Origin of the sequence: Pseudidiomarina piscicola, from assembly GCF_902806985.1 — a bacterium.
In the GTDB taxonomy this organism is placed as follows: domain Bacteria; phylum Pseudomonadota; class Gammaproteobacteria; order Enterobacterales; family Alteromonadaceae; genus Pseudidiomarina; species Pseudidiomarina piscicola.
This window is the reverse complement of sequence record NZ_CADCXY010000005.1, coordinates 25,600-50,767: the sequence shown is the minus strand read 5'-3', so window position 1 is coordinate 50,767 and position 25,168 is coordinate 25,600. Positions and strand designations below refer to the sequence as shown.

Below are 25,168 nucleotides of genomic sequence, written 5' to 3'. Positions count from 1 at the left end.
CACTCCCCATTCGAGCATAAATTCGTTAGAATGCGGAACAATTTTCTAAAAAAATACCGATGGGGCTTGTTTGTAGTCAGAAAACCCCCATCTCAATGCTATTAAAACTAACTCGATACGACAGAGGATTTTATGGACTTTTTAATCGGTACAGCACACGCACAAGACGGCGCAGCCTCACAAGGCGGCGGTATGGAATTGATTTTCATGTTGGTCATGTTTGGCTTGATTTTCTATTTCATGATTTATCGCCCGCAGGCAAAACGCGTCAAGCAGCATAAAGAATTGGTTGCTGGAATCAGTAAAGGCGACGAAGTGCTCATGAACGGCGGTATGGTAGGTCGTATTTCCAAAATCAGCGAAGAAAAAGACTTTATGGTTATCGCGCTTGCAGAAAGTGTTGAAGTGACCGTGCAAAAATCGGCGGTAACAGCGGTTCTGCCAAAAGGAACCATGAAATCTCTGTAATCGAGATAAGGATATAACGTGTTAAACAAGTTTCCGCTCTGGAAAAACCTGATGGTGGCCATGATTCTCGTGGTCGCCGCAGTCTACGCGCTACCTAATTTATATGGCGAAGACTTCGCGGTTCAGGTCTCAGCAACGCGTACAACAACCGTTGACTCACAAGTGATGGGTCGCGTTGAAGACACGCTTGCTGATTTAGATATTGCGCCAAAGTCGATCGTGATGGAAGACAATCAACTGTTGGTTCGATTGTCGACCGATAGCGAGCAACTTCGTGCCCGTGAAGCTATTTTACGCGAGCTTGGTAGCGACTATGTGGTGGCTTTGAACTTGGCAGCTGCAACGCCGGACTGGCTTGCTGCGCTGGGCGCAACGCCAATGAAGTTAGGGCTAGATTTACGTGGTGGCGTGCACTTCTTGATGGAAGTGGATATGAACGAAGCCATGCGTAAAATCTTAGGACAAATGCGCGATACCGTTCGTACTGAACTTCGAGAAGAGCGGATTCGTTATACCGCTGTCGAACGCGACGGCAACGCTATCAATGTAACCTTACGCACAGCCGACGATTATCAAGCCGCGGAAAGCTATCTCGACGGACTTTATGAAGGGTATGTGCTGCTCGAGAACGAAGCTGCGCGGGAACTAACCCTGCGCATGACTGACGCAAAAGTTTTAGAGACGCAAGATTACGCAATTTCACAGAACGTCACTATTTTACGTAACCGAGTTAACGAACTCGGAGTTGCTGAGCCTTTGGTTCAACGTCAAGGCGCAGATCGTATTGTCGTGCAATTACCAGGTGTTCAAGACACCGCGCGAGCGAAAGAAATTCTTGGTGCGACGGCAACCCTAGAGTTCCGTATGGTGGACAATGAAAATAGTGTCCGCGAAGCGGAAATGGGGCGTGTACCTTTTGGTTCAGAACTCTACCCTAACCGTAACGGTGGGAATGTGCTCCTCACTGACGATGTGATCCTGACTGGCGATCATATTGTGAATGCCAACTCTGGCTTCGATGAAAACCAACGCCCTCAAGTGAACATTAGCTTAGACGGCACTGGCGGTGAGAAAATGTCACTGGCAACCCGCGACAATGTGGGTAACCCAATGGCAACCTTGTTCATTGAGTTTAAAGCAACGGGCGAGCGCGACAAAGAAGACAACATTATCTTTGAACGCAAAGAAGAAGTGATCAACGTTGCCACCATTCAATCGCGTTTAGGCAGCAGCTTCCGTATAACCGGGCTCGACTCTGTGCAGGAAGCTCAAAATCTTGCGCTGTTGTTACGTGCGGGTGCGTTAATCGCCCCCATTCAAATTGTCGAAGAGCGCACCGTCGGACCAAGTTTAGGCCAAGAAAATATCAACATGGGTATGCAAGCCATTATTTGGGGCTTTGTGTTGGTGTTGGCGTTTATGGTCATGTACTACAAAAAGTTCGGCATGGTAGCCAACTTGGCTCTTGGTAGTAACCTGATTCTCATTGTCGGCGTGATGTCGATGATTCCAGGTGCAACGCTTACCCTTCCTGGTATGGCGGGTATTGTCTTAACGGTCGGTATGGCGGTGGATGCCAACGTACTGATATTTGAGCGGATCCGTGAAGAGCTCAAAGCTAAGCGCAGTCCGCAACAAGCGATTCATCATGGTTACGACAGTGCTCTGTCGACCATTGCAGATGCCAACGTGACCACGTTAATCGCTGCAATTATTTTGTTTGCTATTGGTACCGGGCCGATTAAAGGTTTCGCGGTAACCCTAGCAATCGGTATTGTGACCTCAATGTTTACCGCAATTGTCGGCACCCGTGCGGTGGTGAATGCCATCTGGGGTGGTAAACGCATTGAGAAGTTGTCGGTTTAGGAGGCCACATGCACGAGTTAATTAAAACGGATAAAGCTATACCATTCATGCGGTTGCGCATGGGGTCGTGGATTCTAAGTGGTATTTTATTGGTGGCGTCAATTGCCTCGCTGGCAGTGAATCAGCTTAACTGGGGCCTCGACTTTACCGGTGGTACGGTCATCGAGGTCGGCTATGAGCGTGAAGCGAATCTTAGTGAGATCCGCGACACCCTTGATGCCAATGGTTTTGCTGGCGCCGTGGTACAGAATTTTGGCACCCAGCAGGACGTCTTGATCCGCATTGAGCCGCAAGAAGGCGTAAAAGCACAAGAAGTTGGTGAGTCTATTTTGTCGCTGTTACGTGCAGCGGCCGATGAAGATGTAACCATGCGCCGTATCGAGTTTGTTGGGCCTAATGTTGGCGACCAACTGACCGAGCAGGGTGGTCTTGCCATGCTCACGGCGTTGATTTGTATCTTGGTGTATATTGCGTTTCGCTTTGAGTGGCGTTTAGCACTAGGTGCGGTCGGCGCGTTGGCGCATGATGTGATTCTTACCTTGGGCTTATTTTCAGTGCTAGGGCTGGAATTTGACCTTACTGTTTTGGCGGCGTTACTCGCAGTGATTGGTTACTCGATTAACGATACCGTAGTGGTGAGCGATCGGATCCGTGAAAACTTTCGTAAATTCCGTAAAGGAACGCCAGAAGAGATTATCAATGGTGCCCTGACCAACACCATGAGTCGGACAGTGATCACCTCCTTAACGACAATTCTGGTATTGTTAGCCTTGTTCTTCCTGGGCGGTGCGTTAATTCATGGCTTTGCTACGGCATTGCTATTTGGCGTGATTATCGGTACTTATTCATCGATTTACATTGCCAGCTCGTTGGCGCTTGCTTTAGGCGTTAGCCGTGACGACTTAATGCCGCCAGAAGTTGAGAAAGAAGGTGAAGACCTAGACCCGATGCCTTAACCGGCATCGGTGATTATTAGGGAAGAGGAGAACGCTAAATGTTAGTCGTGTTATCACCAGCAAAGAACTTAGACTACGAGAGCCCGCTACCAACCGCCGAGTACAGCCAGCCGCGGCTACTCGAATATGCTCAGGATCTGGTTGATCGTTGTCAGTCGTTGTCGCCCCAAGAGCTTGGCTCACTGATGAAAATCAGCGACAAGTTGGCAGGTTTAAACGCTGCGCGATTCGCTGATTGGCAGCAGCCGTTTACACCAGATAATTCACGTCCTGCCTTATTTGCCTTCGATGGCGATGTGTATACCGGACTGCAAGCGGAAAAAATGTCCGAAGAAACAATTACCTTTGCTCAGGAACATTTACGCATCTTGTCGGGTCTATATGGTGTATTGAAGCCACTGGACCTGATGCAGCCCTATCGTCTGGAAATGGGAACCAAGCTAGACACCGCACGCGGCAAGAATCTTTATGAGTTCTGGGGCAATGTCATTACCGACACCCTGAACGAAGACTTGAAAGCCGCAAACAGTGAGGTGTTGGTCAACCTTGCGTCAAATGAGTATTTTTCTAGTGTCGAAACTAAGAATTTACAAGCTGACGTGATAACGCCGGTATTTAAAGACGAAAAAAATGGTCAGTTTAAAGTGATCAGTTTTTGGGCGAAAAAGGCGCGTGGTGCAATGGCCCGTTTCATTATGGAAAATGGCATCACTAGTGTGGCCGAACTGAAAAAGTTTAATCTTAATGGCTATCGCTTTAACGCAGAGCAATCAACGGATTCACAGTTGGTGTTTCAGCGTGCTGAGCGCGACCAGTAACCGTATTTAGGAGCTGACATGAATGATCATGACGCAAATAACTCACCTCAGCCAGCTGGCAAAGGCAAGTTGATTGCAGCCTTACTCGTTGTTATTGCACTCGCAGTTGTGGTGATTTGGTATTTAGCAACAGATCAGCAGTCAAGCTCGTCGACCCCACCAGCACCTAAGGTGGTCGAAGCGCCGGTAGCAGCTCCTGAGGCTGAAGAGCCGCAACAAGAGCTGGTCGCCGACCCCGCCGACACCGTTGAGTTGGGTGAGCAAACGCCGACTGAGACCGAGCCGCAACCGCCAGAGCCGGTTGAACCAGAACCAGAGTTACCTAGCCTCTCAAACAGTACCGCTGCAGTGGTTGCTGACTTAGCTGCTGCCGAGCAGCCCGTCGAGCCCTTGCAAAGTGAACAATTGATTCGCGATGCCGTCGTCTTTCTGGATAACATTCGCAATGGTGTTGTGGTGCGTGATGCAGCACCCGTGAGTGGTCCTAAAGGTCGTTTCCGGGTGCTTGAACAAGACGACAAAATTTATATCGACCCGCGCTCCTACGATCGTTACAACACGGTGGTCGATTGGTTTGTCAGCTTAGACGTGGACACGATGACAACCTTACTCGACCGCTATCAACCATTAGTTAACGAAGCCTTGGCTGAAATCGGCTACCCTGATGCGCAGGCCGATAGAGTGGTATTAGACGCCATCGAAGTGCTCATGGCCACGCCATCGGTCGGCACCGTAATTGAACTGAACGATGACAGTGTCATGTATCGCTATGCAGATCCGGCCTTAGAGGCGCTTTCTGACGCGCAGAAGCAGATGCTACGGTTGGGCCCGGACAATATGCGCCGCGTAAAACTTAAGCTCGAAGCACTGCAAGCTGCGTTGCAAGATGAATGATGTTGATCAATTAATACCACCCCATTTACGAGCACCTTTCCCAACGCGCGGTAATCGCTTCAGTCGTTGGGTCGGGCGCGTCGGTATGCGGGTGCTCGGTGGCTGGAAAGTTCAAGGCCAGTTGCCTGCCACTCGCCAAGCCATTATTCCGGTCGCTCCGCACACCTCTAACTGGGACTTTTTCGTTGGTGTTTTCGTAATGCTGGCGTTAGGGCTCAACCTTTCTTACTTAGGCAAACATACGATTTTTCGTTTTCCAGTGAATGGGCTATTGCGCTGGCTCGGCGGAATTCCACTTGATCGTCGCTCAGCGCAGGGTGTGGTGGGGCAAATGGTGAGTGAGTTTCAGCAGCGTGGGCAATTGATATTGGCGTTGTCACCTGAAGGAACTAGAACCAAGGTAAAAGAGTGGAAGAGGGGCTTTTTGCACATCGCTAAAGCGGCTCATGTGCCCGTGGTACCTGTTGCACTCGACTTCGCCAAGAAAACCGTTGATATTTGCCCACCGATTTTTATTACCGGCGATATCGACAGTGAATTAGCGCGAGTCAAGCAAGCGTTGTCGCATGCTGTGGGTAAAAACCCTGAACATGCCTGATACGAAAAACTGTGGTATTATCCCGCCGATTTCTTTAGAAGGATGCAATCATGAACGTAATTGAAGCAGGCATCGCTGCGCCAGGCAAAAAATTTGCTTTGGTTGTTTCGAGATTTAACCATTTCGTCGTCGATAGCCTTGTTGATGGTGCGGTAACAGCCTTAAAGCATTACGGCCAAGTGGCTGATAATGATATTACCGTGGTTAAAGCTCCAGGTGCTTATGAACTGCCGCTGGTAGCCCGTCGTTTGGCTGCAACTGGCGATTATGATGCGATTATCGCAATCGGTGCCGTGATTCGTGGTGGCACACCACATTTTGACTTCGTTGCAGGTGAATGTAATAGCGGCTTAAGCCGTGTAATGCATGAGTTCAGTGTTCCTGTAGCGAACGGGGTGATTACCACTGACACTATCGAGCAAGCCATTGAACGAAGTGGCACAAAAGCAGGTAACAAAGGTGCTGAAGCTGCATTGAGCGCACTTGAAATGGTCAATGTACTTGAGCAGCTATAAGAGGGAACGATTATGAAACCAGCAGCACGTCGCAAAGCGCGCAAGCTTGCCGTACAAGCCATCTATTCTTGGCAACTAAGTGAGAATAGCATGAGCGACATTGAGGCTCAGTTCCTCACTGATAACGACACCAGTAAAATCGATGTCGACTACTTTTTGGCATTAGTGCGTGGTGTTGCAGGTCAGGTCAAAGCGCTTGATGATTCGCTTGCACCGTTTTTAGATCGCCCCCTCAACGAACTCGATCATGTTGAACGAGCCGTCCTTCGCTTGGCGGCGTTTGAACTTCGTGAGCGTCTTGATGTGCCTTATAAAGTAGCGATTAATGAAGCGATTGAATTAGCCAAATCATTTGGCGCCGATGAAAGCCATCGATTCGTCAACGGCGTTTTGGATAAAGCCATCGATAGCCTGCGTCCAACGCGTAAATAGCAAGGCTGTTTATGGCCTTTGGCGAGTTCGATCTCATTGATAACTACTTCACCCATCGTTGGCCGCAACGCGACGATGTGGTGCTTGGTGTCGGCGACGATGGTGCTGTGCTTGCGCTTCCTCAAGGCGCAGAACTCGTCGTTGCCACTGATACTATGGTCAGTGGTGTCCATTTCGACGAACAAACCCCTGCACGCGCTATTGCGCACAAGGTCGCCGCGGTGAACCTAAGTGATCTAGCGGCGATGGGCGCTGAGCCGGCATGGCTATCCTTAGCGTTGACCTTACCCGAGGCCGACCAAGATTGGTTGAATGGCTTCAGCCACGGACTCAAAGAGATCTGTGACTATTATGGTTGCCAACTAATTGGTGGTGATACTACCAAAGGCCCCCTAACTGTAACGGTTACCGCCCATGGCTTTGTGCCAGCGGGCACTGCGTTGCGCCGCGATGGTGCCAAGCCAGGCGATTGGCTGTTTGTTAGCGGTTGCATTGGCGATGCGGGTCTTGCGCTGGCCGTACAGCAACAACGGACGACGATTTCCGATGCGCACTATCGACGGGTGCTTGAACGGCTCTATTTTCCGTCTCCGCGCGTAGCCTTAGGGCAAAACTTACGAGAAATTGCGTCCAGTGCTATCGATATCTCCGATGGTTTAGTCGCTGATCTTAAGCATATTCTCAAGGCTTCTAATGTCGGCGCTCGAGTTGATGTTGACGAATTACCATTAAGCTTAGCTATGACCGAGTCTGTCGCGGCTGACGCCGCTATTGATTATGCCTTGAGCAGTGGCGACGATTATGAACTCTGTTTTACCGTGCCAGAAAGTCGCCGCGGTGTCTTCGATACGGTGCTTGCACATCATCCAGCGAAACCTATTTGTATTGGTCGAATTACCAATGAGGCCAATACACTAACGCTGTTACGAAACGATGAGCCTTGGTTCAGCCAACGAGAGCGTGAGGGCTATGACCACTTCAGCTAAAGCGACGACGCGGCCCACCAAAGTAAAAGTTAAACAGTTACTGCATCCGGTGCACTTCTTGTCATTGGGGTTTGGCAGTGGTTTAGCACCGAAAGCGCCCGGAACCTTTGGAACCTTAGCCGCAATTCCTATTGTGTTACTGCTGCAAGATGTCTCGCCATGGCTTTATTTACTTATTGCTGGGCTGGTCAGCGGGGCGGGAATTGTTTTATGTCGTATGACTGCTGACGCGTTAGGTGTGCATGATCACCCGGCAATCGTGTTAGATGAAATAGCCGGTTACTTACTCGCAATGAGCTTGCTACCGGCGACCTTGCTTAATTTGAGTTTGGCCTTTGTGCTGTTCCGTTTTTTCGATATCGTCAAACCAGGCCCGATAGGCTGGTGCGATAAGCATTTACACGGTGGCTTAGGGATTATGGCTGACGATATCTTAGCAGGTATCGTCAGCGCAGGACTGTTACATCTGGGCTATGCGCTCACGAATGCTTTGTTCTAAGCCGGCGGCGTCGAGTTTAAGCTCGTTGCGCACGGCAGTTTGATCACCATGCTTAATAAAGGTATCTGGTAAACCTAATTGCAGCAGTGACGTGGTTAAGCCCTGCTGGTGTAAGAATTCACCTACCGCGCTGCCAGCGCCTCCGGCAACAACGTTATCTTCGACCGTGACTAATAAATCGTAGGCTTCCGCCAGTTGACGAATCAGCTCTTGATCGAGTGGTTTAACAAAGCGCATGTCGGCGACGGTAGCGTCGAGCGCCTCGGCGGCTGGTAGCACATCGTGTAACACCGTACCAAAACTTAAAATGGCAACGGTGGTGCTTGATTCTGGCGTTGAGGCTTCACGTACTAACCGACCTTTACCTATGCTTAATTCTTGTAACTGATCGTCGATGTTACAGCCGATACCGTTACCGCGCGGGTAGCGCACTGCGGCAGGCTGTTGTAACCGGTGTCCGGTGAAGAGCATATTACGGCACTCGTTTTCATCACTTGGTGTCATTACCACTAGGTTAGGGACACAGCGCAGATAACTGAGGTCAAATGCGCCCTGATGGGTTGGCCCATCGGCACCTACGATTCCAGCGCGGTCAATCGCAAATAGTACCGGCAAGTTTTGTAACGCAACGTCGTGAATAAGCTGGTCGTAACCACGCTGTAAGAACGTCGAGTAGATCGCGACGACCGGGTGATAACCGCCAATCGCAAGCCCAGCGCCAAACGTCACCGCATGCTGTTCAGCGATGGCAACATCAAAATATTGCTGCGGATAGCGCCGTGAAAACTCAACCATGCCCGAGCCTTCGCGCATGGCGGGCGTTACCGCCATCAGTTTCGGGTCGGCTGCGGCCATTTCACACAACCAGTCACCAAAGACTTTTGAGTAAGAAGGGGTCGCTGGTGTCTTAGTGGGCAATGAAGTGGTTGCTGGATCGAACTTAGGCACCCCATGATAGCCAATCGGATCTTTTTCTGCGGGCTCATAGCCTTTGCCTTTGCGCGTGACAATATGCAAGAACTGCGGACCTTTCAAATGGCGCATATTGCGCAGCGTTGACACCAACAAGTCGACATCATGACCATCGATTGGACCGATGTAGTTAAAGCCAAGCTCTTCAAAAATAGTCCCTGGCGCAACCATGCCTTTCATGTGTTCTTCAGCACGACTGGCAAGGTGCTGAATGCCCGGCATGCCTTGTAAAAGCTTTTTGCCACCCTCGCGAATCGAGGTATAAAATTTACCCGATAATACCCGCGCAAGATGATTGTTGAGGCCGCCAACATTCTCTGAAATCGACATATCGTTATCATTTAAGATAACTAACATGTCGGGCTTAATATCACCCGCATGGTTGAGTGCTTCGAACGCCATACCTGCCGTCATTGCACCATCGCCAATAATCGCGACAACACGTTGCTCAGAACGCTCTCGTTCGGCGGCGATGGCCATTCCTAAGGCTGCACTGATGGAGGTACTAGAGTGACCGACACTTAAGGTGTCGTATTCGCTTTCAGGCCGCCATGGAAACGGGTGCAAGCCGTCTTTTTGTCGAATCGTGTGCAGTTGTTGCTTGCGTCCAGTCAGTATCTTATGTGGGTACGCTTGATGGCCGACATCCCACACCAGTTGGTCGTGTGGCGTGGCGTACACATAGTGCAAGGCCACGGTAAGTTCTACGGTGCCAAGCCCTGATGCTAAGTGGCCACTACTGCGACTGACTGAGTTCAGCAAGAAGTCGCGAACTTCCGCGCAAAGTTGTGGCAACTGGCGCTCGTGTAACGTGCGCAAGTCTGCTGGGTTATCGATACCGTCGAGCAACGGATAAGTGTCGTGAGACGAAGATGTCATGCGATTAATGATCCCGATTTAACAACTGTTCTGCAAATTCTTCTAGTAGCTGTGTATTGTAGGGGATTCTGTGGAGCGCTTGAAGCGCTTTCTGGTGTAATTGCGAGAGCTTAACCTGGGCGCCGTCTAAGCCAAGCAACTGTACGTACGTACTTTTATTGGCTGCTTCGTCTTTACCGTTTGTTTTACCGAGAGTTTCTGTCGAACTTGTGACATCCAAAATATCGTCTTTAACTTGAAACGCAAGGCCTAACCAAGTGGCAAATTGACTGAAGTCGGCATAATACTGCTGCGCTTCGTCGTTGCCGGCAAGAACACCCAGCTGCACTGCGGCAGTGATAAGCGCCCCAGTTTTAAGTCGATGAACTTGTTCTAAGTCGGCTTCACTCAGTTGTGCGTCGGTGGCTTCGAGATCAAGGCTTTGCCCGGCACACATACCCTGCATGCCACTGGCGCTTGCCAGCGTGCGCAGCATGGCTAGCTGTCGCTGACTGTCGAGCTCGTTGTGTGGCTGACTTAGCAAGTCAAAGGCTAAGGTTTGTAAGGCATCACCTGCCAAGATGGCGGTCGCTTCGTCAAAAGCCCGGTGGCAGGTGGGTTGCCCACGGCGTAGGTCGTCGTTGTCCATGGCGGGCAAGTCGTCATGCACCAATGAATAGGCATGGATGCATTCAACGGCCGCCGCCGCGCTGTCTAGTGCTGCTGCAGGAGCTGAACAGAGCGTTCCTACGCTGTAGGTGAGAAAGGGGCGTACCCGCTTGCCACCTAGCAATAACGCATGGCGCATCGCTGCTTTTAGTTCACCCGCTGCAGATGCTTGTGCATCAAGCTGTTGGCCAAGGACCAAGTTAATACGCTCGCGCTGCTGCTCGAGCATGGCCGTCAATTTCACGAGCTGGCCTCATCTTGCTCTGGCGTCGCAGCAAATGGCGTCAGTTCCTCACCATTTTGTTGTTGCAATAATTGGCTTACTTTCTGCTCAGCTTGTTGTAATTTTTGTTGGCTTAAACGCGACAATCGTACCGCTTTTTCGAACTGTTCAAGAGCCTGTTCGAGCGGCAACTCGCCTTGTTCGAGCTGAACCACAATTTTTTCTAAATCTTGAATAGCTTGTTCTAGCGATAAATCACTCATAGCAGTACCTATTATTCTATGTGGCGCACAGTGGCGCACAACTTACCCTGATTCCGATGGACCGTCAAATCAGGTATACTAGCGCGTTTTTAAAGTAAAAGAAGTCGCCATCTGATGAAATTTGTTATTCGCTTACATGCCGAAATCACCATTAAGAGTAAAGGTGTTCGCAAACGCTACGGCAAGGTACTGGTTAGCAACCTAAAAAATATTCTTAAACGTGTCGAGATCGAAGACGCCGCACCCATCAAGGTATTGTGGCTTTGGGATCGTATTGAAGTTAATGTCGCCAGCCAAGATCAGCAAGTAGCCGAACAAATTAGCGACGAATTACGAAATATTCCGGGTATTGCATGGTTTAGCCGCTCGCACGAGCTTACGCTGAATTCGACCGAGGAAGCCGACTTTACGCCTATTGCCGCGCAAGTGTTGGCGACTTGGGGTGAACGGTTAAAACAGCAGAGTTTTGCAGTGCGGGTCAATCGAAAAGGCAAGCACGGGTTTCGATCGATGGATCTAGAGCGCTATATCGGTGGCGCCGTATTGCAAAATGTTGAAGGTACGCGAGTGGAGTTACGTCGACCCACTATTGAAGTACGCATTGAAGTTGATAACGATACCGTACGGGTTTTTGGTGACAAACAAAAAGGCCTAGGCGGATTCCCCTTACCCACCCAAGAAACCGTGGTGAGCTTATTGTCAGGTGGCTTTGACTCAAGTGTTGCCAGTTTTCAATTGCTCCGTCGTGGTGCACGTACTCACTTTTGCTTTTTCAATCTAGGTGGCGACCGTCATGAAACTGGGGTACGCCAAACGGCTTATTACCTATGGAACACCTTTGCAAGTTCCCATCCGCTGAAATTTATTAGCATTGATTTTGCGCCGGTGGTGGAAGAGATTTTGGCAGAGGTCGACAATGGCTTGATGGGGGTGGTGCTTAAGCGCCAAATGTTACGCACAGCGCAAATTGTGGCGCGCCGTATTAACGCCAGTGCGCTGGTTACTGGCGAGGCTTTAGGCCAAGTTTCAAGCCAGACCTTAAGCAACTTAAGTGTTATCGATGAGGCGATCGATGGTTTAGTACTGCGGCCTCTCATCACCATGGATAAGCAAGAGATCATTAATATTGCCGAGCACATTGGCACCGCCGATATAGCCCGCAGTATGCCGGAATATTGTGGAGTGATTTCGATCAAGCCAACCGTGAAAGCGCAACGCGATGCCGTTGCTGAAGCTGAGGCGAAGCTCGACCCTGAATTGCTGCAAAAAGTTGTTCGAGCGGCGAATGTTGAAGACGTGCGACACATTGGCGAGGCAACCGATGAGCTGGTGCAGCCGGTAAGTACCGTTGATTCAGTGCAAGCGGGTGAGGTCATCATCGATATCCGCAGTCTCGATGAGCAAGAAGCACGTCCGTTAGGGCAACTCCCTGAAGGTATAGAAGTCACCAGTATTCCATTCTTTAAGCTTGCGACAGCCTTTGCTGAGCTTGATAAAAAGCAGCATTACCTACTTTATTGTGAAAAAGGTGTAATGAGTAAGCTCCAGGCTCTTTACTTACAAGAGCAAGGCTATAACAATGTAGGCGTTTATCAACCCCCACGTTAGGGTTGAAGTGGTAACCGACAAGGATCTTTGATGAGTTCTAAGAATTGGGCGCGTGCACTCTTTATTGCGTTGCTGGCGGTGGTTACAGCATCATTCTTAATGCAGGTATCGAGCGGCGACCTACCGCGCTTCGAACACCTTGATAAAGTGGTGCATTTTGCTGCATTTTTTGTCCTTGCTTGGGCGTTCCATCACGCGTTCCCGATCCCCATTTGGTTGGCCCTCATAGTGCTGACAGGTTATGGCGTACTGATTGAATATATTCAGCAGTTATTGCCGTATCGTACATCGAGTTGGGGAGACTTATTGGCAGATGGCGCAGGTGCGGCGAGCTTTTATTTGATAGCCTGGTGGCGCTTTATGCGCCACCGTAAGAAACAATCTAAGACTTCTTCGTCTTCTTCTTAGCGTCGGCTTTCTTGCGCTTTTTCTTTTTCGCGCGCTTTTTCGGGTCAGGAAATTTATATTGTGGTTTAAGCTCAGCGAAGACCCGCCGCTCAATTTTAGTGTCTTGATAGCGTTCAATACGACCCAGCAATTCAGCGTCGTGGGCTTCGACCAAGTTTACCGCAACACCACTTTTACCGGCTCGCGCGGTACGTCCGATACGGTGCAGGTAGATATCTGCTTGGCGGGGTAAATCATAGTTAACAACTAGCTCAATATCTTCAATGTCTAACCCTCGAGCGGCAATATCTGTTGCTATCAAGGTGGCATCGGCAAAGGTTTCCATGCGTGCGATTATTTTCTGGCGCTCATCTTGGGGCATATCGCCACGCAGAGTAAGGTTTTTAACTTCGGCACTCCAAAGCTTTGCCGAAAGTTCTTCTACCTTTTCACGGGTGCGCACAAAAATAACGCGGCGCCCTGGATAATCGTTCAGCAAGCGTAGCAATAATTTTAGTTTATGATCGGCGGTGTCTGCCTGATACCAGCGTTGTAAAATTTTACCTTTTTCGCGCTTAGGCGGCTGCACCACAATGTGTTCAGGCTCATTTTGAATGGCCGCCGAGAAGCGCAGCACGCCTGGGCTTTCAAGGGTGGCTGAAAACAGTAGCGACTGTTTTAGCTGCAAGGCCGAATGGGCAATCATTTTCACTGACTCGGAAAAGCCCATATCAAGCATGCGATCGGCTTCATCAATAATCAGCCACTCAATATGTTCGAGTTCATATTGTTCGGCATTCAAAAGGTCGAGCAGTCGACCTGGCGTCGCCACCAAAATATCATGGGGATTTTCTAATAACTGGTGCTGACTACCGTAGTTGACGCCACCCGTGATAAGCACTGAGCGCAAGCCGGTGGTCTCTTCAAATGCGTCTGCTTGTTCGGCGATTTGCTGTGCGAGTTCACGGGTAGGCGCTAAGATAAGCACCCGAGCACCGCCAGGTTGTTGGCGTGGAAAGTCGATTAAGTGCTGCAATGCTGGCAATAAAAACGCAAGCGTTTTACCCGTGCCGGTTGGCGAGTTGACCAACAAATCTTGGCCAGCCAGTGCCAAAGGGATCACGGCCTGTTGCACTTTAGCTGGTTTGTTAAGTTCTGCGCCAAGCAAAACGTCAATTAATTCGTCGTCGAGTTCTAGTTGATCCCAATCGGGGGTCATGATGTTTTCCTTTAAGCCAAACGATAACTTTCGTCAGGTTTAGTAATGATGACTGCAATTTTATATCAAAGAAGGGATTTGTGCGATGAAAGTCAGCAAAAGCTGTCAAGTTGATTGGTTTGCTAGAGTGCGGCGCTCTACTTGAGCGCACAGCGCCGCGCTAAAAGTTAGAGCCCGAGGGTTTGTTTACCTTGGTTGAAGGTAATATCCACCGGAATATTAGCGGCAGATAAACGATCGAGATCTGTTTGCAAGGTGTCACCGACATTGCCCATGGTGTCGAACAGTTCACCAACGCCTTGATAATCGCCATCACCCTGTAAGGTCAGGATCTTATCTGAAAGACTGGTCATGGCCTCGCGCATGGCACTCATATCCACTGCGTATTGACCTTGTTCGTTACGGGTAAAGGCACCGGCTTCAGCAAAATAATTGAAGCGGATCATATTGGCTTTGCCATGAGCACTTGAGGCACCGAAGCGCACCGAACGGAAGATTCCAGCTAAAAAGGTCGTGTAATAGTCCTCTAGTTGACCTTCCTCTATGACCCCCTTTTCGAGTAGCTGGGTGACCATATAAAGCCCGAGGATGTCCGCTTTACCTTCTTCTAAAGGCGAGGCATGTTCTTTGAGTGCTTGACGAACGGTATTCGAGCCATCAATGGTATTTTTTATTCCTAAGCCGTGTGCAACTTCATGAAACATGGTGTTGGCAAAAAACGCATCGAACGTAATGTGTTGACGCTGTTCTGGCACAATCAATTGGTCGGCGATGGGCACTAAAATTTCATCAAATTTCGCACGCATGGCGTTTTTCAATTGTAAGCGACGGGTGCCTTTTTCTAACTGAACTTGTTCGTCGTTCGGTAAGTTAATGGCAATGGTTTTGCTGCCAGCATTCGAGTGTCCGGCATAATAGATGACATCGTAGGCATTGAGCTGTGCGCCTGAGCCGGGTACTTCTGCTTTGTACTCTTCTGCAACCGGTAAGCCACGTTGCAGTTCAGGCAAATAAGCGGCATATTTTTCGAGACGCTCGCTCCAGGCTAAGTCTTTAAGCAATACATACGACTCAAACCCTGCGCGATAGCCGTAAAGCTGATCTTCATAGGTTTCAATAGGACCCATCACAATATCAATCGCATTGTCGGTCATTTCCATCCACGCGAAATCAGATTGCTGATAGCTATTGCTTTCAAAGGCATCGGCACGTAATTGAAGGTAGTTGGCGAAGCTTTCACTGCTGGCTAGCTCTGCAGCGTCTCTGAGTAGATCCGCCGCTGCGGTGAGTTGCTCTTTATAGGCCTGGTTATACGGAATACTGTACAGCTCACCGGCATCATTGCGACGTACTAACGTATAAAGATCGATTTTGCCGGCAAAGTCAGCCTGCTCAAACTCAGCTTTGGTCATGTCTGCCGGGTAAAAGTTAGCACCTTCGGGTTTAGCTCCAAAGCCAGTGAGAAATGCTTGGTTATTATCGAGGCGATCCCATGGGCCGTAATTAATCTCGACAAACTTGCGTACTTCTTGATTGTCGAGTTGACTGAGTAACTGTTCCTTTTCGCCTGTGTAGGCTTGCTGCCAAAATAGCTCGTCCATAATTTTTGAGGCATCAATCAATAACCCAAGCATGCGTTTTTGATCCGCGCTTAAATGGCTCAGGTCTGCGGTTAAGTCGACAGGTTGATAAATATCTAAACGTTGCTCAGCTTCTTGCGTTAATACGTGAGCGGGCGGTGCGGCCGTTTCATCGGTCGGCTGTGTTGCTGGTTGTTGTTGCCCACATGCACTTAGAGTTAGCAGCGCTAAGGCGGTTAGGGTAAAAGTTTTGTATGTTTTCATAGTGCACCTATGGTTCTTATTTTGGTGGTATAAACGCTATTAATCTACGCTGATTTCGTCGTTAAATAAACTCACGAGTGCTGGGAATAGTGCATGTAACTCACCACTTAACAGTGCAAAATCGGCGTCTATTTTTTGCTCAGGCGTCGCATCAACGAGCTTATCTTGGTCGTCTAGCAGAACGTCAGTGGCTTTAAAGCGTTTAATCGCCATGTCTTGCTCGAGCACCATAGTGATACGTTCTTGCCATTCAACGGCAAGCTTAGTTACTTGTTTGCCATGCTCTAGGTGGGCCGTGATTTCAGGGCTGGTGAGCTCATGCTTTTTACAGCGAATAATACCGCCTTCTTCGTCGCTGGATCGCAGTTCAGCTTCGTCACCAAAATTAAAGTCGCCGGGTAACTGGCCTTGCTTCAACCATTGCGTAAAGTACAGTTCGGTCGGCTGTTCACTAAACCAAGGCTTCACTGGCAACGAGCCGAGGCTGCTGCGCATCAAGCCTAAGAAGTCTTCGGCTTGATTACTTGCAGAAGCGTCGACGACGACGATACGATTTTCCATATCGAGCATGCCCCAGGTCAGTTTAAAACGAGTAAATGCTTGGGGTAAAAGCTGGTGCACAAGGTCTTCTTTCAACGACTGTTTTTCTTTGCCAACCACGCGGCGACCTTGATCTGCTTCGATGGCTTCTATCTGTTCTTCAAGCTGCGCGTTGACGACACTACTGGGTAATACTTTTTCTTCTTTGCGCGCGCAAAACAAATAGGCATTGCCTATTTTGTGAAATAATTCTTCGCTGCGTGGGCCAAACGGTGACGACCAGCCAAAGCTAGCCAATTCGCTGCGACCACAAGGTTTAAATTGATGCTCGTTAAGAGCTGGAGCTAAATCTTCGGAGAGTTGAAAATCATCAGCTAACGTATATATACGCAAATTGCGAAACCACATAACTTCTTTCCTTGGTGTTTACTGCTAAGTTAGCTTAGCTATCGATAAATTGAATTGGTAATTTGATGTGATAAGCGAGGCCTTCACCTGGTGCCGACTGCACGCTAACAGTACCATTAAAGGTTTGCTCAACTAGATTACGGATAATATGAGTACCTAAACCACTGCCACCGTAGTCGCGTCGCGTGGTAAAAAACGGTTCGAACAGGTGCTGCTGTTGTTCTTCAGTGAGTCCTTTACCGTTATCTCTATAGTCAATCACTAAGCGGTCGCCATGGCGACTAAACGCCAATGTTATCTCGCCTTGCTGGTCCTCCGCAAATGCATGAATCAGTGAGTTGAGCACGAGGTTGGTGATAATTTGGGCTAAGGCACCTGCATGACACCGCGCATTAAGATCTGGCGGACAGTCAATGTTGACCGTATGAGAGGTGCTTTTAAGACGAGGCTGTAATGCGAGTAAAACATGGCTTACATAATTCGCCAGATTGATTTCACGCACTGCCGTTGAGGTCTGGTCAACAGCGACTTGTTTGAAACTATCGAGCAACTCAGAGGCGCGACCCAAGTTATTTTCAAGCAGTTGCGCGCTCTCTAAACTGGCGCCAAGTAAAGTGCGTAATTGCGACTCGGTAAGCTCTTTATTTTCGAGCGCTTGCTGCATGTTATCGAGTTTATCTTTGACCAGGCTTGCGGCGGTAATGCCAATACCTAACGGTGTATTTACATCGTGGGTGATGCCACCGACCAAACGGCCAAGGGATGCTAGTTTCTCAGCCTCAAGTAACTGATCCTGAACGCGTTCGAAAGCAGTGACCGATGACTGTAGTTGTGAGTTGGTTTCACGTAAATCGTCTTCGACAATTTTACGTTGGCGAATTTCTTGTTCTAATTTAGTTTGTCGGCGTTCCAACTCACCTTTGCGGCGCTCTAAATCGGTGAGTACTTGGCTTAAACTTGACGTCTTGCGAGCAACTTCTTGTTCCAATACTGCGTTTTGCTCATCTAATTTTCGGTTAGCGTGGACCAACTGTTGTTGTGTTCGCTCAAGGTCTTCTTGATAATCTTCGAGGTTATCCAACAACTGGTTATAAGCTTGCTCAACCATATTAAACTCAGTATGACGATTACTCTTGAGGTTAATACGAGAGTGCTCTAGATCATCGAGCCGAAAATTACGAATTTGCTGAGTGAGCAGGTTCATCGGACGATTTAACATGCGATGAAAGGCAAGGGTAAATAACACAATCAAAAAGGTACTTTTGATGATGGCATTACCAAAGATGAAGTACAGACTGAATTTGATCCGATCAAGTGCAATGTCGCGGGTTGAGAACAAGGTCACATCACCAACGCGGATAGAGTCGCCAGCAAATTCGAAAATAATTGCTGAGTAGTAACCGAACAGGCCATTACGCTCTGCAATAATGCGGTCTTCGACGTCAGCATGTAGGTTCAATGAATTGACGTTGTCGGTGAGCCCGAGCTTCACTATGGTGTCACCGGTTTCATCGCGTATCGCAATACCTGCGATCGCTGGGATATTAATTAATCCTTCGGCGATGGCTTCAATTTGGGGGTTGTTGTATTCCCACAGCGAGCGGGCAAGGGAGTTACTAAACGTACTCTGTTGATTCTGTAACTCTTGCACCAACTGGTTCTTCGTATCGAAGTACTCTCCCATCACTTGCACACAGGTAACGGTCAGGGTCAGTACGAAATAGACTGAAAGCACGTTGGTCAGCAGCGATTTAGAAATATTTGTGGTGCCCGACATCGAATAACCTATTTGATAAGATGCAGTCAGTTTATCCCAATCAAGCTGAATCGCAACTGTTAGCCAGAGGAATGCTAGGTTCATGCAAAAAGGGGAGCTAATGGCGCCAATTTTTGTTATAAATTAGGGCGCTGTCCGCCTAAACAACCGATAAGTAGTGAGTGACGAATGTTGATGCAAGATGTGCAAGAAAAACTTGAACAAGCACAGCAATGGCTAGTTGAACGCCCTGATATGGATACACTGGCGAAACTAGCGTTATTATTGGCCGGTGCTTGGTTGGCAAACTTTATTGTAAAAAAAGTGCTGCTGGGTGGCTTATTGCGCATCCTAAGTTATACCCCTGCAGGCAAGGACAAACGCGCCATCGAGCGAAACATCATTTCGCGCCTAGCGAATGTGGTACCAGCGCTGGTGATTGCCTTTGGTATCGGCTCGATTCCTAACCTTCCAGACGCGCTAACGACGGTGATAACGAACGTTTGCTATGCCTTTATTGTGATCACCATTGCGCGTTCAATAAGCGGTACGCTAACCATCGTCAATACGCTTTACGAACGTCAGCCTGATGCTCATGAGCGGCCCATCAAAGGTTATATTCAGATCGTTAAAATTGTCATCTATGCGGTGGCCAGTATTCTGATGGTAGCGGTACTTATCGATAAGTCACCGGTGATTTTATTATCTGGTTTAGGTGCGATGGCGGCGGTACTAATGTTGGTGTTCCAAGACACCTTGTTAAGCCTAGTGGCCAGTGTCCAGATCACTTCAAATGATATTATTCGCGTCGGCGATTGGGTTGAAATGCCGAACCTTAATGCCGACGGTGATGTGATTGATATTGCACTGCATCAGGTGAAAGTGCAGAACTGGGATAAAACCATTACCTTTATTCCAACGCGCCGTTTTATTTCCGACTCGTTCAAAAACTGGCGAGGCATGGTGGAGTCTGGCGGGCGTCGAGTGAAACGAAGTTTGCTACTCGACCAGCAAAGCGTACATTTTTTGACTGACGACGAAGAGGATACGGTCGGTCGTTTCCAACTACTCAAAGACTATCTTAAAGACAAACAACAAGAGCTCGAAGACTGGAATCAAAAATTAGAAGATGCCGGTAAAGATCCTGTGAATACGCGCCGAATCACCAATATAGGTACGTTTCGAGCCTATGTTCTTGAGTACCTCAAGCACCATCCCAAGATTCACCAAGAAATGACGCTCATGGTGCGCCTACTTAACCCGACCTCGGATGGACTGCCGATTGAAATTTATTGCTTCACTGATACCACTGAGTGGACCAAGTACGAAAGCATACAATCTGACATTTTTGACCATCTACTGTCGATATTGCCTGAGTTTGGTTTACGTGTATTCCAGCACCCAAGTGGTATTGATATGCGCGAAATGACGCGAGAGTTGCGGCAACAAGACCAAGAAGAGTACCAATCAGAGTCAGAAGACGATGCACCAGAAGAGCAAGAAAAGCGTGAAAGTGACGCGTAGAAGAATCATTGTTTTGGGTTCATCAAACTGTCATAAACCGACCTTACTATAGGCTCGTTTTACGAGGTATTGAGTCGATTTTTAAATTACTGCAAAAGGTAACTGTTATGACATTCAACTATGTAGCTGTGATGATGCTTCCGTTGGCATTGTTAAGCGCTTCGGCTATGGCGCAGCAGAGTAGCGATGACGAGGAAATTACGTTCGACTTTTACGGTAAAGCCAATGTCTCGCTGCAAAGCAATGATGACGGCGCAAGCACCGACACTGAATTAGAGAGTAATTCGTCTCGTATTGGTGTGAAGGGTGGGCGCAAAATTACCGATGATTTGGAAGTTATTTATCAACTGGAGTGGCAAGTCGATTTGGCCGACCTCGGTGGGGATGACAATTTAAAATCACGTAACCAGTTTGTCGGGCTACGAGGTAGCTTTGGCGAACTGACAGTCGGTCGACGTGATACGGTACTGAAAACCGTGCAAGGCGATATTGATCAATTTAGCGATTATGTGGCCGACGTAAAAGGCTTATTTGAAGGCGAGAATCGCACCAGTAATACCATTTCCTACTATTCTCCTAGTTTTAATCACTTTCAAGTTGCCGGAAGTATCGTGCTTAGCGAAGGTGATACACAGGATGACGGATACTCCATGGCGTTGAGCTATGGTGACGAAGCGCTTGATGCCACGGGTTACTACTTTGGTGCCGCTATGGATCGCGAGGTCGACGGCTATGACATTGAACGGCTGGTGGGTTATACCAAAGTGAGCGATACCATGTTTGGTTTAATGTGGCAGCAGCAAGAGCGTGTTGATGGCACCGCCGAGGCAGATGGCTTTGTCGCAAGTGTGCAACAACCGTTAGGACAATTCCGCCTTAAAGCGCAATACCAAGTGATAGACTTTGGCAACGGTGAAGACGACGCACTTTCGCTGGGCGTTGATTACAAGTTGGCCAGTAGCACTAAAATCTACACTTGGTACACCGGACGAGATCGCCAGACGATTGAAGCCAAGCAGCGCTACGTAGCGATAGGGATTGAGCACAAGTTCTAATGGCAAACTTTGTTTTTATTGCTGGCTACGTGATAATTGGCCTACTGCTGCGGCGTAGTCAGCAATTTGCTCAGAATACCGGACAAATCCTCAATGCTTACGTTATTTATGTAGCATTACCAGCCCTTGTACTGCAAAAAATACCGCTGCTGACGTTCGGCAAAGAACTGCTATATCCCGCTTTAATCCCTTGGTTACTGTTGTTGTTAACGGTGCCGATGGTACTGACTCTGGCGCGCTGGCGTGGTTGGCCGCGAGCGACAACCGGGGCGATGCTAATAGTGATTCCACTTGGCAACACATCGTTTGTTGGTTTTCCGATGGTTGAAGCCTTTTTTGGCGCCGAAGGCATTCCTTACGCACTGCTTTATGACCAGCTTGGTTCTTTTTTCATTTTATCGATTTATGCCACCATTATTGCGGCTATTTATAGTCACCAGCCGGGTGAGTCCGCCAAGCGCCCGTCGGCGAGGACCATCGCCTGGAAAATCCTTCGTTTTCCGCCCTTTGTGGCATTGGTTATCGCTTTCATGGTTCGTGATTTCGGCTACCCGGCGGTACTGCAGCAATTTATCGACTCATTAGCTATTACGCTGGTGCCGGTGATTATGGTGGCCGTTGGTTTTCAGTTGCGCTTTAGGTTACCTCAGGAAGATCGTGGTCCGCTTGGTTGGGCATTGGGGCTCAAGCTAGGGGTGATGCCTTTGTTGGCTTTACTGATACTGATGGGCTTTGGATTAGAGCAACTCGCGGTGCAGGTAACCATTATGGAAGCCGCAATGCCAGCCATGATATCGGCGGGCGCCTTAGCGATCATGGCTGGGTTAGCACCGACACTGTCGGCGGCAGTGGTTGGCTATGGCGTACTGTTGTGCTTTTTAACTTTGCCGCTGTGGTACTTTATTCTGCAGTCTCTTCAGACTGTTTTGTAGCCCAGAATTCGCCCTCTGCAACTTTAACCGAAAAAGCTTCGCCGGCGCCGAGTTGTTGTGGTTGACGAATTAACTCACCTTGTTGATTTTGCACCACCGCATAACCTCGAGCAATGGTTTGTAGCGGGCTTACAATTTGCAAGTTTTGCAACGTCGAGGCTTGCCGCTGTTGCCATATTTTTAATGTTTGACGTATTGCCTGGCTATTGCGCTTTTGCAACTGCTCGAGTTGTTGTGCCAGCGGCACCAGTTGACGCTGCGGGTGCACCGACTGCAAGCGTTGATGGCTTTGCGTTAAGCGTTGTTGGGTCTGGCGCTGCGTGCGTTGCAGCGCTGCCGATGCGCGAGCGTAAAGCTCGTCGACCCGTTGGCTATTCTGCTGCAAGCGCCGCTGTGGATGTTGCTGCTGCAAGCGATTGTGCCAATGCTGCAAGGTCTGCTGAAGAAAGCTACGCTGCCGTTGCCAATGTTGAATTAAGCGATGGTCTAGTTGCCGTAGGCGCTGCAAAACCTCACGTTGATCACGGCTTACTAATTCAGCGGCAGCGGAAGGTGTTGGTGCACGCACGTCAGCCACATAATCGGCAATGGTAAAATCAACTTCATGGCCAACCGCACTAATCACTGGCAGTGGGCAGCTGTGCAGTGCGTGTGCTAAGTGCTCATCGTTGAAGCACCATAAGTCTTCGAGCGAACCGCCGCCGCGGGTCAGCAGCAGCACATCAACCTCGTTCCGAGCACATGCACGCTGCAAGGCGAAAAGTAGGTCGTCGACGGCTTTTTGCCCTTGTACGGCGCTGGGGTAAATAATGACTTCAACACTTGGGTCGCGGCGCTGCAGTACCGCAAGAACATCGCGGATAGCCGCACCAGTTGGCGAAGTAATCACACCCACCCGACGAATTTCTGTGGGGAGCGGTTGTTTGTGTTCTGCGGCAAATAAGCCTTGTGCTTGTAGTTTGTGTTTGAGTTGCTCATAACGCTGCTGTAATAGCCCAGCGCCGGCATCCTCCATATGTTCTACTATCAGCTGGTAGTCACCGCGCGGTTCGTAGAGAGTGATTTTGGCTCGCACCAACACCTGCATACCGCTTTGTGGCCGCACTTTAGCGCGCTGATTGGCGTTACGGAACATGGCTCCTTTCACCTGTGCGCGCTCATCTTTTAACGTAAAGTACCAGTGTCCTGAGCCTGGGGCGGCAAAGTTCGAAATTTCGCCAACTAGCCAAATTGAGCCAAAGCCACGTTCAAGTACTTGACGCACTTCAGCATTTAGTTGGGCTACAGTGAATATTGCGGCTTTGCTCATGTTAGAAAACTCATGGTAAGTAAAAAAATCAGTTTACTGAAAAGCGCTTTACGAGTAAAATCTGCCCGCAACATTAACTCAGCTAGTGGGATGTTGCCATGCTACGAATCGCTCAAGAAGCTCTTACCTTCGACGATGTTTTACTCGTCCCCGGTCACTCGACTGTTTTACCTCATAACGCTGACCTGCGCACGCGCCTTACGCGTGGAATCGAACTGAAGATTCCAATGGTTTCAGCCGCCATGGATACGGTAACCGAAGCAGCATTGGCCATCGCGCTGGCGCAAGAAGGCGGACTTGGTTTTGTTCATAAGAATATGACGATTAGTGAACAAGCTGCCCATGTTCGTAAAGTCAAAAAATACGAAAGTGGAATGGTTTCCGACCCTGTCACAGTCACTCCTGATACAACACTTGGTGAAATTCGAGCATTAAGTGTGGAACATGGGTTTCATGGCTTCCCCGTGGTTGAAAATAGCGGCGAGTTAGTCGGTATTATTACCGGTCGCGATGCTCGTGCTGAAAGTGATAATAGCAAACGCGTCGGCACCATCATGACGCCGAAAGAACGCTTAATTACTGTGAAAGAAAGTGCGCAAAGTGAAGAAATACTTGGTTTGATGCACAAACATCGAATTGAGAAAATCTTAGTTGTGGACGATAGCTTTCATTTGCGTGGCATGATCACTTTAAAAGATTTCACCAAAGCAGAAAACAAACCTAATGCCTGTAAAGATGAGTTAGGTCGTCTTCGTGTAGGTGCTGCGGTAGGCGTTGGTCCAGGCACAGAAGAGCGTATTGCCGCGCTGGTTGAGGCTGGCGTCGATGTGTTGTTGATAGATACCTCGCACGGTCATTCGCAAGGCGTCATCGATCGCGTTGCCTATGTGCGCAAGGAATACCCAAATTTACAGCTAATCGCGGGCAATGTCGCGACGGGCGCTGGCGCTAAAGCACTGGCGGATGCCGGTGTGGATGCAGTCAAAGTAGGTATTGGCCCAGGCTCCATTTGTACGACACGTATCGTTACCGGGTGTGGTGTACCGCAGATCACTGCTATTAGTGATGCGGTAGATGCCTTGAAAGGTACTGGGGTACCAGTGATTGCCGATGGCGGTATCCGTTTTTCTGGTGATATTGCGAAGGCCATTGCCGCTGGTGCCGACTGTGTGATGGTCGGCAGCATGTTGGCAGGTACTGAAGAATCACCGGGTGAAGTGGAACTTTACCAAGGGCGTTACTATAAATCTTACCGTGGCATGGGTAGTTTAGGTGCGATGGATCAGCGTAACGGCTCATCAGATCGTTACTTCCAAGCAACCAACGAAGCCGAAAAGTTAGTGCCGGAAGGTATTGAAGGGCGTGTTGCTTATAAAGGTCCAATGGCGACGATTATTCACCAGCAAATGGGTGGGCTGCGCTCTGCTATGGGGCTCACCGGTAGTGCAACGATTAAAGAAATGCGCACTAAACCGCAATTTGTCCGTGTAACATCAGCTGGTATGGGCGAGTCTCACGTGCACGATGTGCAAATTACCAAAGAAGCACCAAACTATCGAATGGGTTAAA

The 25,168-nt window shown here is 49.1% G+C and carries 24 protein-coding genes; 16 read left to right on the top strand and 8 right to left on the bottom strand.

Annotated features, from left to right (window positions below; genetic code table 11):
• Positions 1-132 precede the first annotated feature (132 nt).
• Genes yajC through PSI9734_RS09710 form a run of 10 tightly spaced genes read left to right on the top strand, consistent with a single transcriptional unit; the run spans position 133 to position 8,032 of the window.
• Entirely contained in the window at positions 133-468 is a 336-nt protein-coding gene (yajC, locus tag PSI9734_RS09755; protein ID WP_173920959.1) for a preprotein translocase subunit YajC, read from the top strand.
• 18 nt (positions 469-486) lie between these two features.
• Positions 487-2,334, top strand: a complete 1,848-nt coding sequence (secD, locus tag PSI9734_RS09750; protein ID WP_173920958.1) for a protein translocase subunit SecD — start codon at positions 487-489, stop codon at positions 2,332-2,334.
• Positions 2,335-2,342: 8 nt separating this feature from the next.
• Positions 2,343-3,290: a protein translocase subunit SecF gene (gene secF / locus PSI9734_RS09745; RefSeq protein WP_173920957.1), complete on the top strand. Its 948-nt coding sequence runs from the start codon at positions 2,343-2,345 to the stop codon at positions 3,288-3,290.
• Between the two features lie 38 nt (positions 3,291-3,328).
• Complete coding sequence (gene yaaA / locus PSI9734_RS09740; RefSeq protein WP_173920956.1) at positions 3,329-4,108, top strand: peroxide stress protein YaaA; 780 nt, start codon at positions 3,329-3,331, stop codon at positions 4,106-4,108.
• A gap of 18 nt (positions 4,109-4,126) precedes the next feature.
• Positions 4,127-5,002, top strand: a complete 876-nt coding sequence (locus PSI9734_RS09735) for a DUF3014 domain-containing protein (RefSeq protein WP_173920955.1) — start codon at positions 4,127-4,129, stop codon at positions 5,000-5,002.
• Positions 4,995-5,600 (top strand): lysophospholipid acyltransferase family protein, encoded by a 606-nt coding sequence (locus PSI9734_RS09730; protein ID WP_173920954.1) that lies wholly within the window; start codon positions 4,995-4,997, stop codon positions 5,598-5,600. The genes PSI9734_RS09735 and PSI9734_RS09730 overlap by 8 nt, the downstream gene beginning before the upstream one ends.
• 50 nt (positions 5,601-5,650) lie before the next feature.
• On the top strand, positions 5,651-6,115 hold the full coding sequence (ribH, locus tag PSI9734_RS09725; protein WP_173920953.1) for a 6,7-dimethyl-8-ribityllumazine synthase: 465 nt from the start codon (positions 5,651-5,653) through the stop codon (positions 6,113-6,115).
• A 12-nt stretch (positions 6,116-6,127) separates the two neighbouring features.
• Positions 6,128-6,547 carry a transcription antitermination factor NusB gene (nusB, locus tag PSI9734_RS09720; protein ID WP_173920952.1) on the top strand — a complete coding sequence of 140 codons (420 nt, stop codon included), beginning with the start codon at positions 6,128-6,130 and terminating at the stop codon, positions 6,545-6,547.
• Positions 6,548-6,558: 11 nt separating this feature from the next.
• Positions 6,559-7,533 carry a thiamine-phosphate kinase gene (gene thiL, locus PSI9734_RS09715; RefSeq protein ID WP_173920951.1) on the top strand — a complete coding sequence of 325 codons (975 nt, stop codon included), beginning with the start codon at positions 6,559-6,561 and terminating at the stop codon, positions 7,531-7,533.
• On the top strand, positions 7,517-8,032 hold the full coding sequence (locus PSI9734_RS09710) for a phosphatidylglycerophosphatase A family protein (RefSeq protein ID WP_173920950.1): 516 nt from the start codon (positions 7,517-7,519) through the stop codon (positions 8,030-8,032). Before thiL ends, PSI9734_RS09710 begins: the two co-directional genes overlap by 17 nt.
• Here the strand turns inward: PSI9734_RS09710 and dxs are convergent.
• Genes dxs through PSI9734_RS09695 form a run of 3 tightly spaced genes read right to left on the bottom strand, consistent with a single transcriptional unit; the run spans position 7,994 to position 11,017 of the window.
• The gene (gene dxs / locus PSI9734_RS09705) at positions 7,994-9,883 is read right to left on the bottom strand and encodes a 1-deoxy-D-xylulose-5-phosphate synthase (RefSeq protein WP_173920949.1); all 1,890 of its coding nucleotides are present in this window, start codon (positions 9,881-9,883) and stop codon (positions 7,994-7,996) included. The two genes, PSI9734_RS09710 and dxs, sit on opposite strands and share 39 nt — an antisense overlap.
• 4 nt (positions 9,884-9,887) lie before the next feature.
• The gene (locus PSI9734_RS09700; protein ID WP_246194894.1) at positions 9,888-10,775 is read right to left on the bottom strand and encodes a farnesyl diphosphate synthase; all 888 of its coding nucleotides are present in this window, start codon (positions 10,773-10,775) and stop codon (positions 9,888-9,890) included.
• Complete coding sequence (locus tag PSI9734_RS09695; protein ID WP_173920948.1) at positions 10,772-11,017, bottom strand: exodeoxyribonuclease VII small subunit; 246 nt, start codon at positions 11,015-11,017, stop codon at positions 10,772-10,774. Before PSI9734_RS09695 ends, PSI9734_RS09700 begins: the two co-directional genes overlap by 4 nt.
• 114 nt (positions 11,018-11,131) lie before the next feature.
• On the opposite strand from PSI9734_RS09695, the gene thiI reads away from it, so the two are divergent.
• A complete protein-coding gene (gene thiI, locus PSI9734_RS09690) occupies positions 11,132-12,625 on the top strand; it encodes a tRNA uracil 4-sulfurtransferase ThiI (protein WP_173920947.1) in 1,494 nt (497 codons plus the stop codon).
• 30 nt (positions 12,626-12,655) lie between these two features.
• Positions 12,656-13,033, top strand: coding sequence for a VanZ family protein (locus PSI9734_RS09685; RefSeq protein ID WP_246194892.1), 378 nt, complete (start codon positions 12,656-12,658; stop codon positions 13,031-13,033).
• Here the strand turns inward: PSI9734_RS09685 and srmB are convergent.
• The 4 genes from srmB to PSI9734_RS09665 all read right to left on the bottom strand — a co-directional run bounded on the left by srmB (position 13,008) and on the right by PSI9734_RS09665 (position 18,884).
• Entirely contained in the window at positions 13,008-14,231 is a 1,224-nt protein-coding gene (gene srmB, locus PSI9734_RS09680) for an ATP-dependent RNA helicase SrmB (RefSeq protein WP_173920946.1), read from the bottom strand. The genes PSI9734_RS09685 and srmB overlap by 26 nt on opposite strands.
• A gap of 167 nt (positions 14,232-14,398) precedes the next feature.
• Positions 14,399-16,075: a dipeptidyl-peptidase 3 family protein gene (locus tag PSI9734_RS09675; RefSeq protein WP_173920945.1), complete on the bottom strand. Its 1,677-nt coding sequence runs from the start codon at positions 16,073-16,075 to the stop codon at positions 14,399-14,401.
• Positions 16,076-16,114: 39 nt separating this feature from the next.
• Positions 16,115-17,023: a recombination-associated protein RdgC gene (rdgC, locus tag PSI9734_RS09670; RefSeq protein WP_173920944.1), complete on the bottom strand. Its 909-nt coding sequence runs from the start codon at positions 17,021-17,023 to the stop codon at positions 16,115-16,117.
• Between the two features lie 34 nt (positions 17,024-17,057).
• The gene (locus PSI9734_RS09665) at positions 17,058-18,884 is read right to left on the bottom strand and encodes a sensor histidine kinase (RefSeq protein ID WP_246194890.1); all 1,827 of its coding nucleotides are present in this window, start codon (positions 18,882-18,884) and stop codon (positions 17,058-17,060) included.
• Positions 18,885-18,968: 84 nt separating this feature from the next.
• On the opposite strand from PSI9734_RS09665, the gene PSI9734_RS09660 reads away from it, so the two are divergent.
• The 3 genes from PSI9734_RS09660 to PSI9734_RS09650 all read left to right on the top strand — a co-directional run bounded on the left by PSI9734_RS09660 (position 18,969) and on the right by PSI9734_RS09650 (position 22,290).
• Positions 18,969-20,303 carry a mechanosensitive ion channel family protein gene (locus PSI9734_RS09660; protein WP_246194888.1) on the top strand — a complete coding sequence of 445 codons (1,335 nt, stop codon included), beginning with the start codon at positions 18,969-18,971 and terminating at the stop codon, positions 20,301-20,303.
• Between the two features lie 107 nt (positions 20,304-20,410).
• The gene (locus PSI9734_RS09655; RefSeq protein WP_173920943.1) at positions 20,411-21,358 is read left to right on the top strand and encodes a porin; all 948 of its coding nucleotides are present in this window, start codon (positions 20,411-20,413) and stop codon (positions 21,356-21,358) included.
• Entirely contained in the window at positions 21,358-22,290 is a 933-nt protein-coding gene (locus PSI9734_RS09650; RefSeq protein WP_173920942.1) for an AEC family transporter, read from the top strand. Before PSI9734_RS09655 ends, PSI9734_RS09650 begins: the two co-directional genes overlap by 1 nt.
• On the opposite strand, the gene xseA is transcribed toward PSI9734_RS09650, so the two are convergent.
• Positions 22,259-23,599, bottom strand: coding sequence for an exodeoxyribonuclease VII large subunit (xseA, locus tag PSI9734_RS09645; RefSeq protein ID WP_173920941.1), 1,341 nt, complete (start codon positions 23,597-23,599; stop codon positions 22,259-22,261). The two genes, PSI9734_RS09650 and xseA, sit on opposite strands and share 32 nt — an antisense overlap.
• Before the next feature lie 98 nt (positions 23,600-23,697).
• Here xseA and guaB point away from each other — a divergent pair, with 98 nt between their 5' ends.
• The gene (gene guaB / locus PSI9734_RS09640) at positions 23,698-25,167 is read left to right on the top strand and encodes an IMP dehydrogenase (RefSeq protein ID WP_173920940.1); all 1,470 of its coding nucleotides are present in this window, start codon (positions 23,698-23,700) and stop codon (positions 25,165-25,167) included.
• The last annotated feature ends 1 nt before the right edge of the window (position 25,168 follow it).

Bases quoted from the DNA above. Each gene is read 5' to 3' on its own strand.
- yajC (WP_173920959.1), top strand. From the start codon at position 133: ATGGACTTTTTAATCGGTACAGCACACGCACAAGACGGCGCAGCCTCA.
- PSI9734_RS09695 (WP_173920948.1), bottom strand. From the start codon at position 11,017: ATGAGTGATTTATCGCTAGAACAAGCTATTCAAGATTTAGAAAAAATT.
- guaB (WP_173920940.1), top strand. From the start codon at position 23,698: ATGCTACGAATCGCTCAAGAAGCTCTTACCTTCGACGATGTTTTACTC.
- PSI9734_RS09735 (WP_173920955.1), top strand. From the start codon at position 4,127: ATGAATGATCATGACGCAAATAACTCACCTCAGCCAGCTGGCAAAGGC.
- PSI9734_RS09650 (WP_173920942.1), top strand. From the start codon at position 21,358: ATGGCAAACTTTGTTTTTATTGCTGGCTACGTGATAATTGGCCTACTG.
- thiI (WP_173920947.1), top strand. From the start codon at position 11,132: ATGAAATTTGTTATTCGCTTACATGCCGAAATCACCATTAAGAGTAAA.
- PSI9734_RS09675 (WP_173920945.1), bottom strand. From the start codon at position 16,075: ATGAAAACATACAAAACTTTTACCCTAACCGCCTTAGCGCTGCTAACT.
- dxs (WP_173920949.1), bottom strand. From the start codon at position 9,883: ATGACATCTTCGTCTCACGACACTTATCCGTTGCTCGACGGTATCGAT.
- PSI9734_RS09730 (WP_173920954.1), top strand. From the start codon at position 4,995: ATGAATGATGTTGATCAATTAATACCACCCCATTTACGAGCACCTTTC.
- ribH (WP_173920953.1), top strand. From the start codon at position 5,651: ATGAACGTAATTGAAGCAGGCATCGCTGCGCCAGGCAAAAAATTTGCT.
- nusB (WP_173920952.1), top strand. From the start codon at position 6,128: ATGAAACCAGCAGCACGTCGCAAAGCGCGCAAGCTTGCCGTACAAGCC.
- PSI9734_RS09710 (WP_173920950.1), top strand. From the start codon at position 7,517: ATGACCACTTCAGCTAAAGCGACGACGCGGCCCACCAAAGTAAAAGTT.
- yaaA (WP_173920956.1), top strand. From the start codon at position 3,329: ATGTTAGTCGTGTTATCACCAGCAAAGAACTTAGACTACGAGAGCCCG.
- thiL (WP_173920951.1), top strand. From the start codon at position 6,559: ATGGCCTTTGGCGAGTTCGATCTCATTGATAACTACTTCACCCATCGT.
- PSI9734_RS09660 (WP_246194888.1), top strand. From the start codon at position 18,969: ATGTTGATGCAAGATGTGCAAGAAAAACTTGAACAAGCACAGCAATGG.
- xseA (WP_173920941.1), bottom strand. From the start codon at position 23,599: ATGAGCAAAGCCGCAATATTCACTGTAGCCCAACTAAATGCTGAAGTG.
- rdgC (WP_173920944.1), bottom strand. From the start codon at position 17,023: ATGTGGTTTCGCAATTTGCGTATATATACGTTAGCTGATGATTTTCAA.
- srmB (WP_173920946.1), bottom strand. From the start codon at position 14,231: ATGACCCCCGATTGGGATCAACTAGAACTCGACGACGAATTAATTGAC.
- secF (WP_173920957.1), top strand. From the start codon at position 2,343: ATGCACGAGTTAATTAAAACGGATAAAGCTATACCATTCATGCGGTTG.
- PSI9734_RS09655 (WP_173920943.1), top strand. From the start codon at position 20,411: ATGACATTCAACTATGTAGCTGTGATGATGCTTCCGTTGGCATTGTTA.
- PSI9734_RS09685 (WP_246194892.1), top strand. From the start codon at position 12,656: ATGAGTTCTAAGAATTGGGCGCGTGCACTCTTTATTGCGTTGCTGGCG.
- PSI9734_RS09665 (WP_246194890.1), bottom strand. From the start codon at position 18,884: ATGAACCTAGCATTCCTCTGGCTAACAGTTGCGATTCAGCTTGATTGG.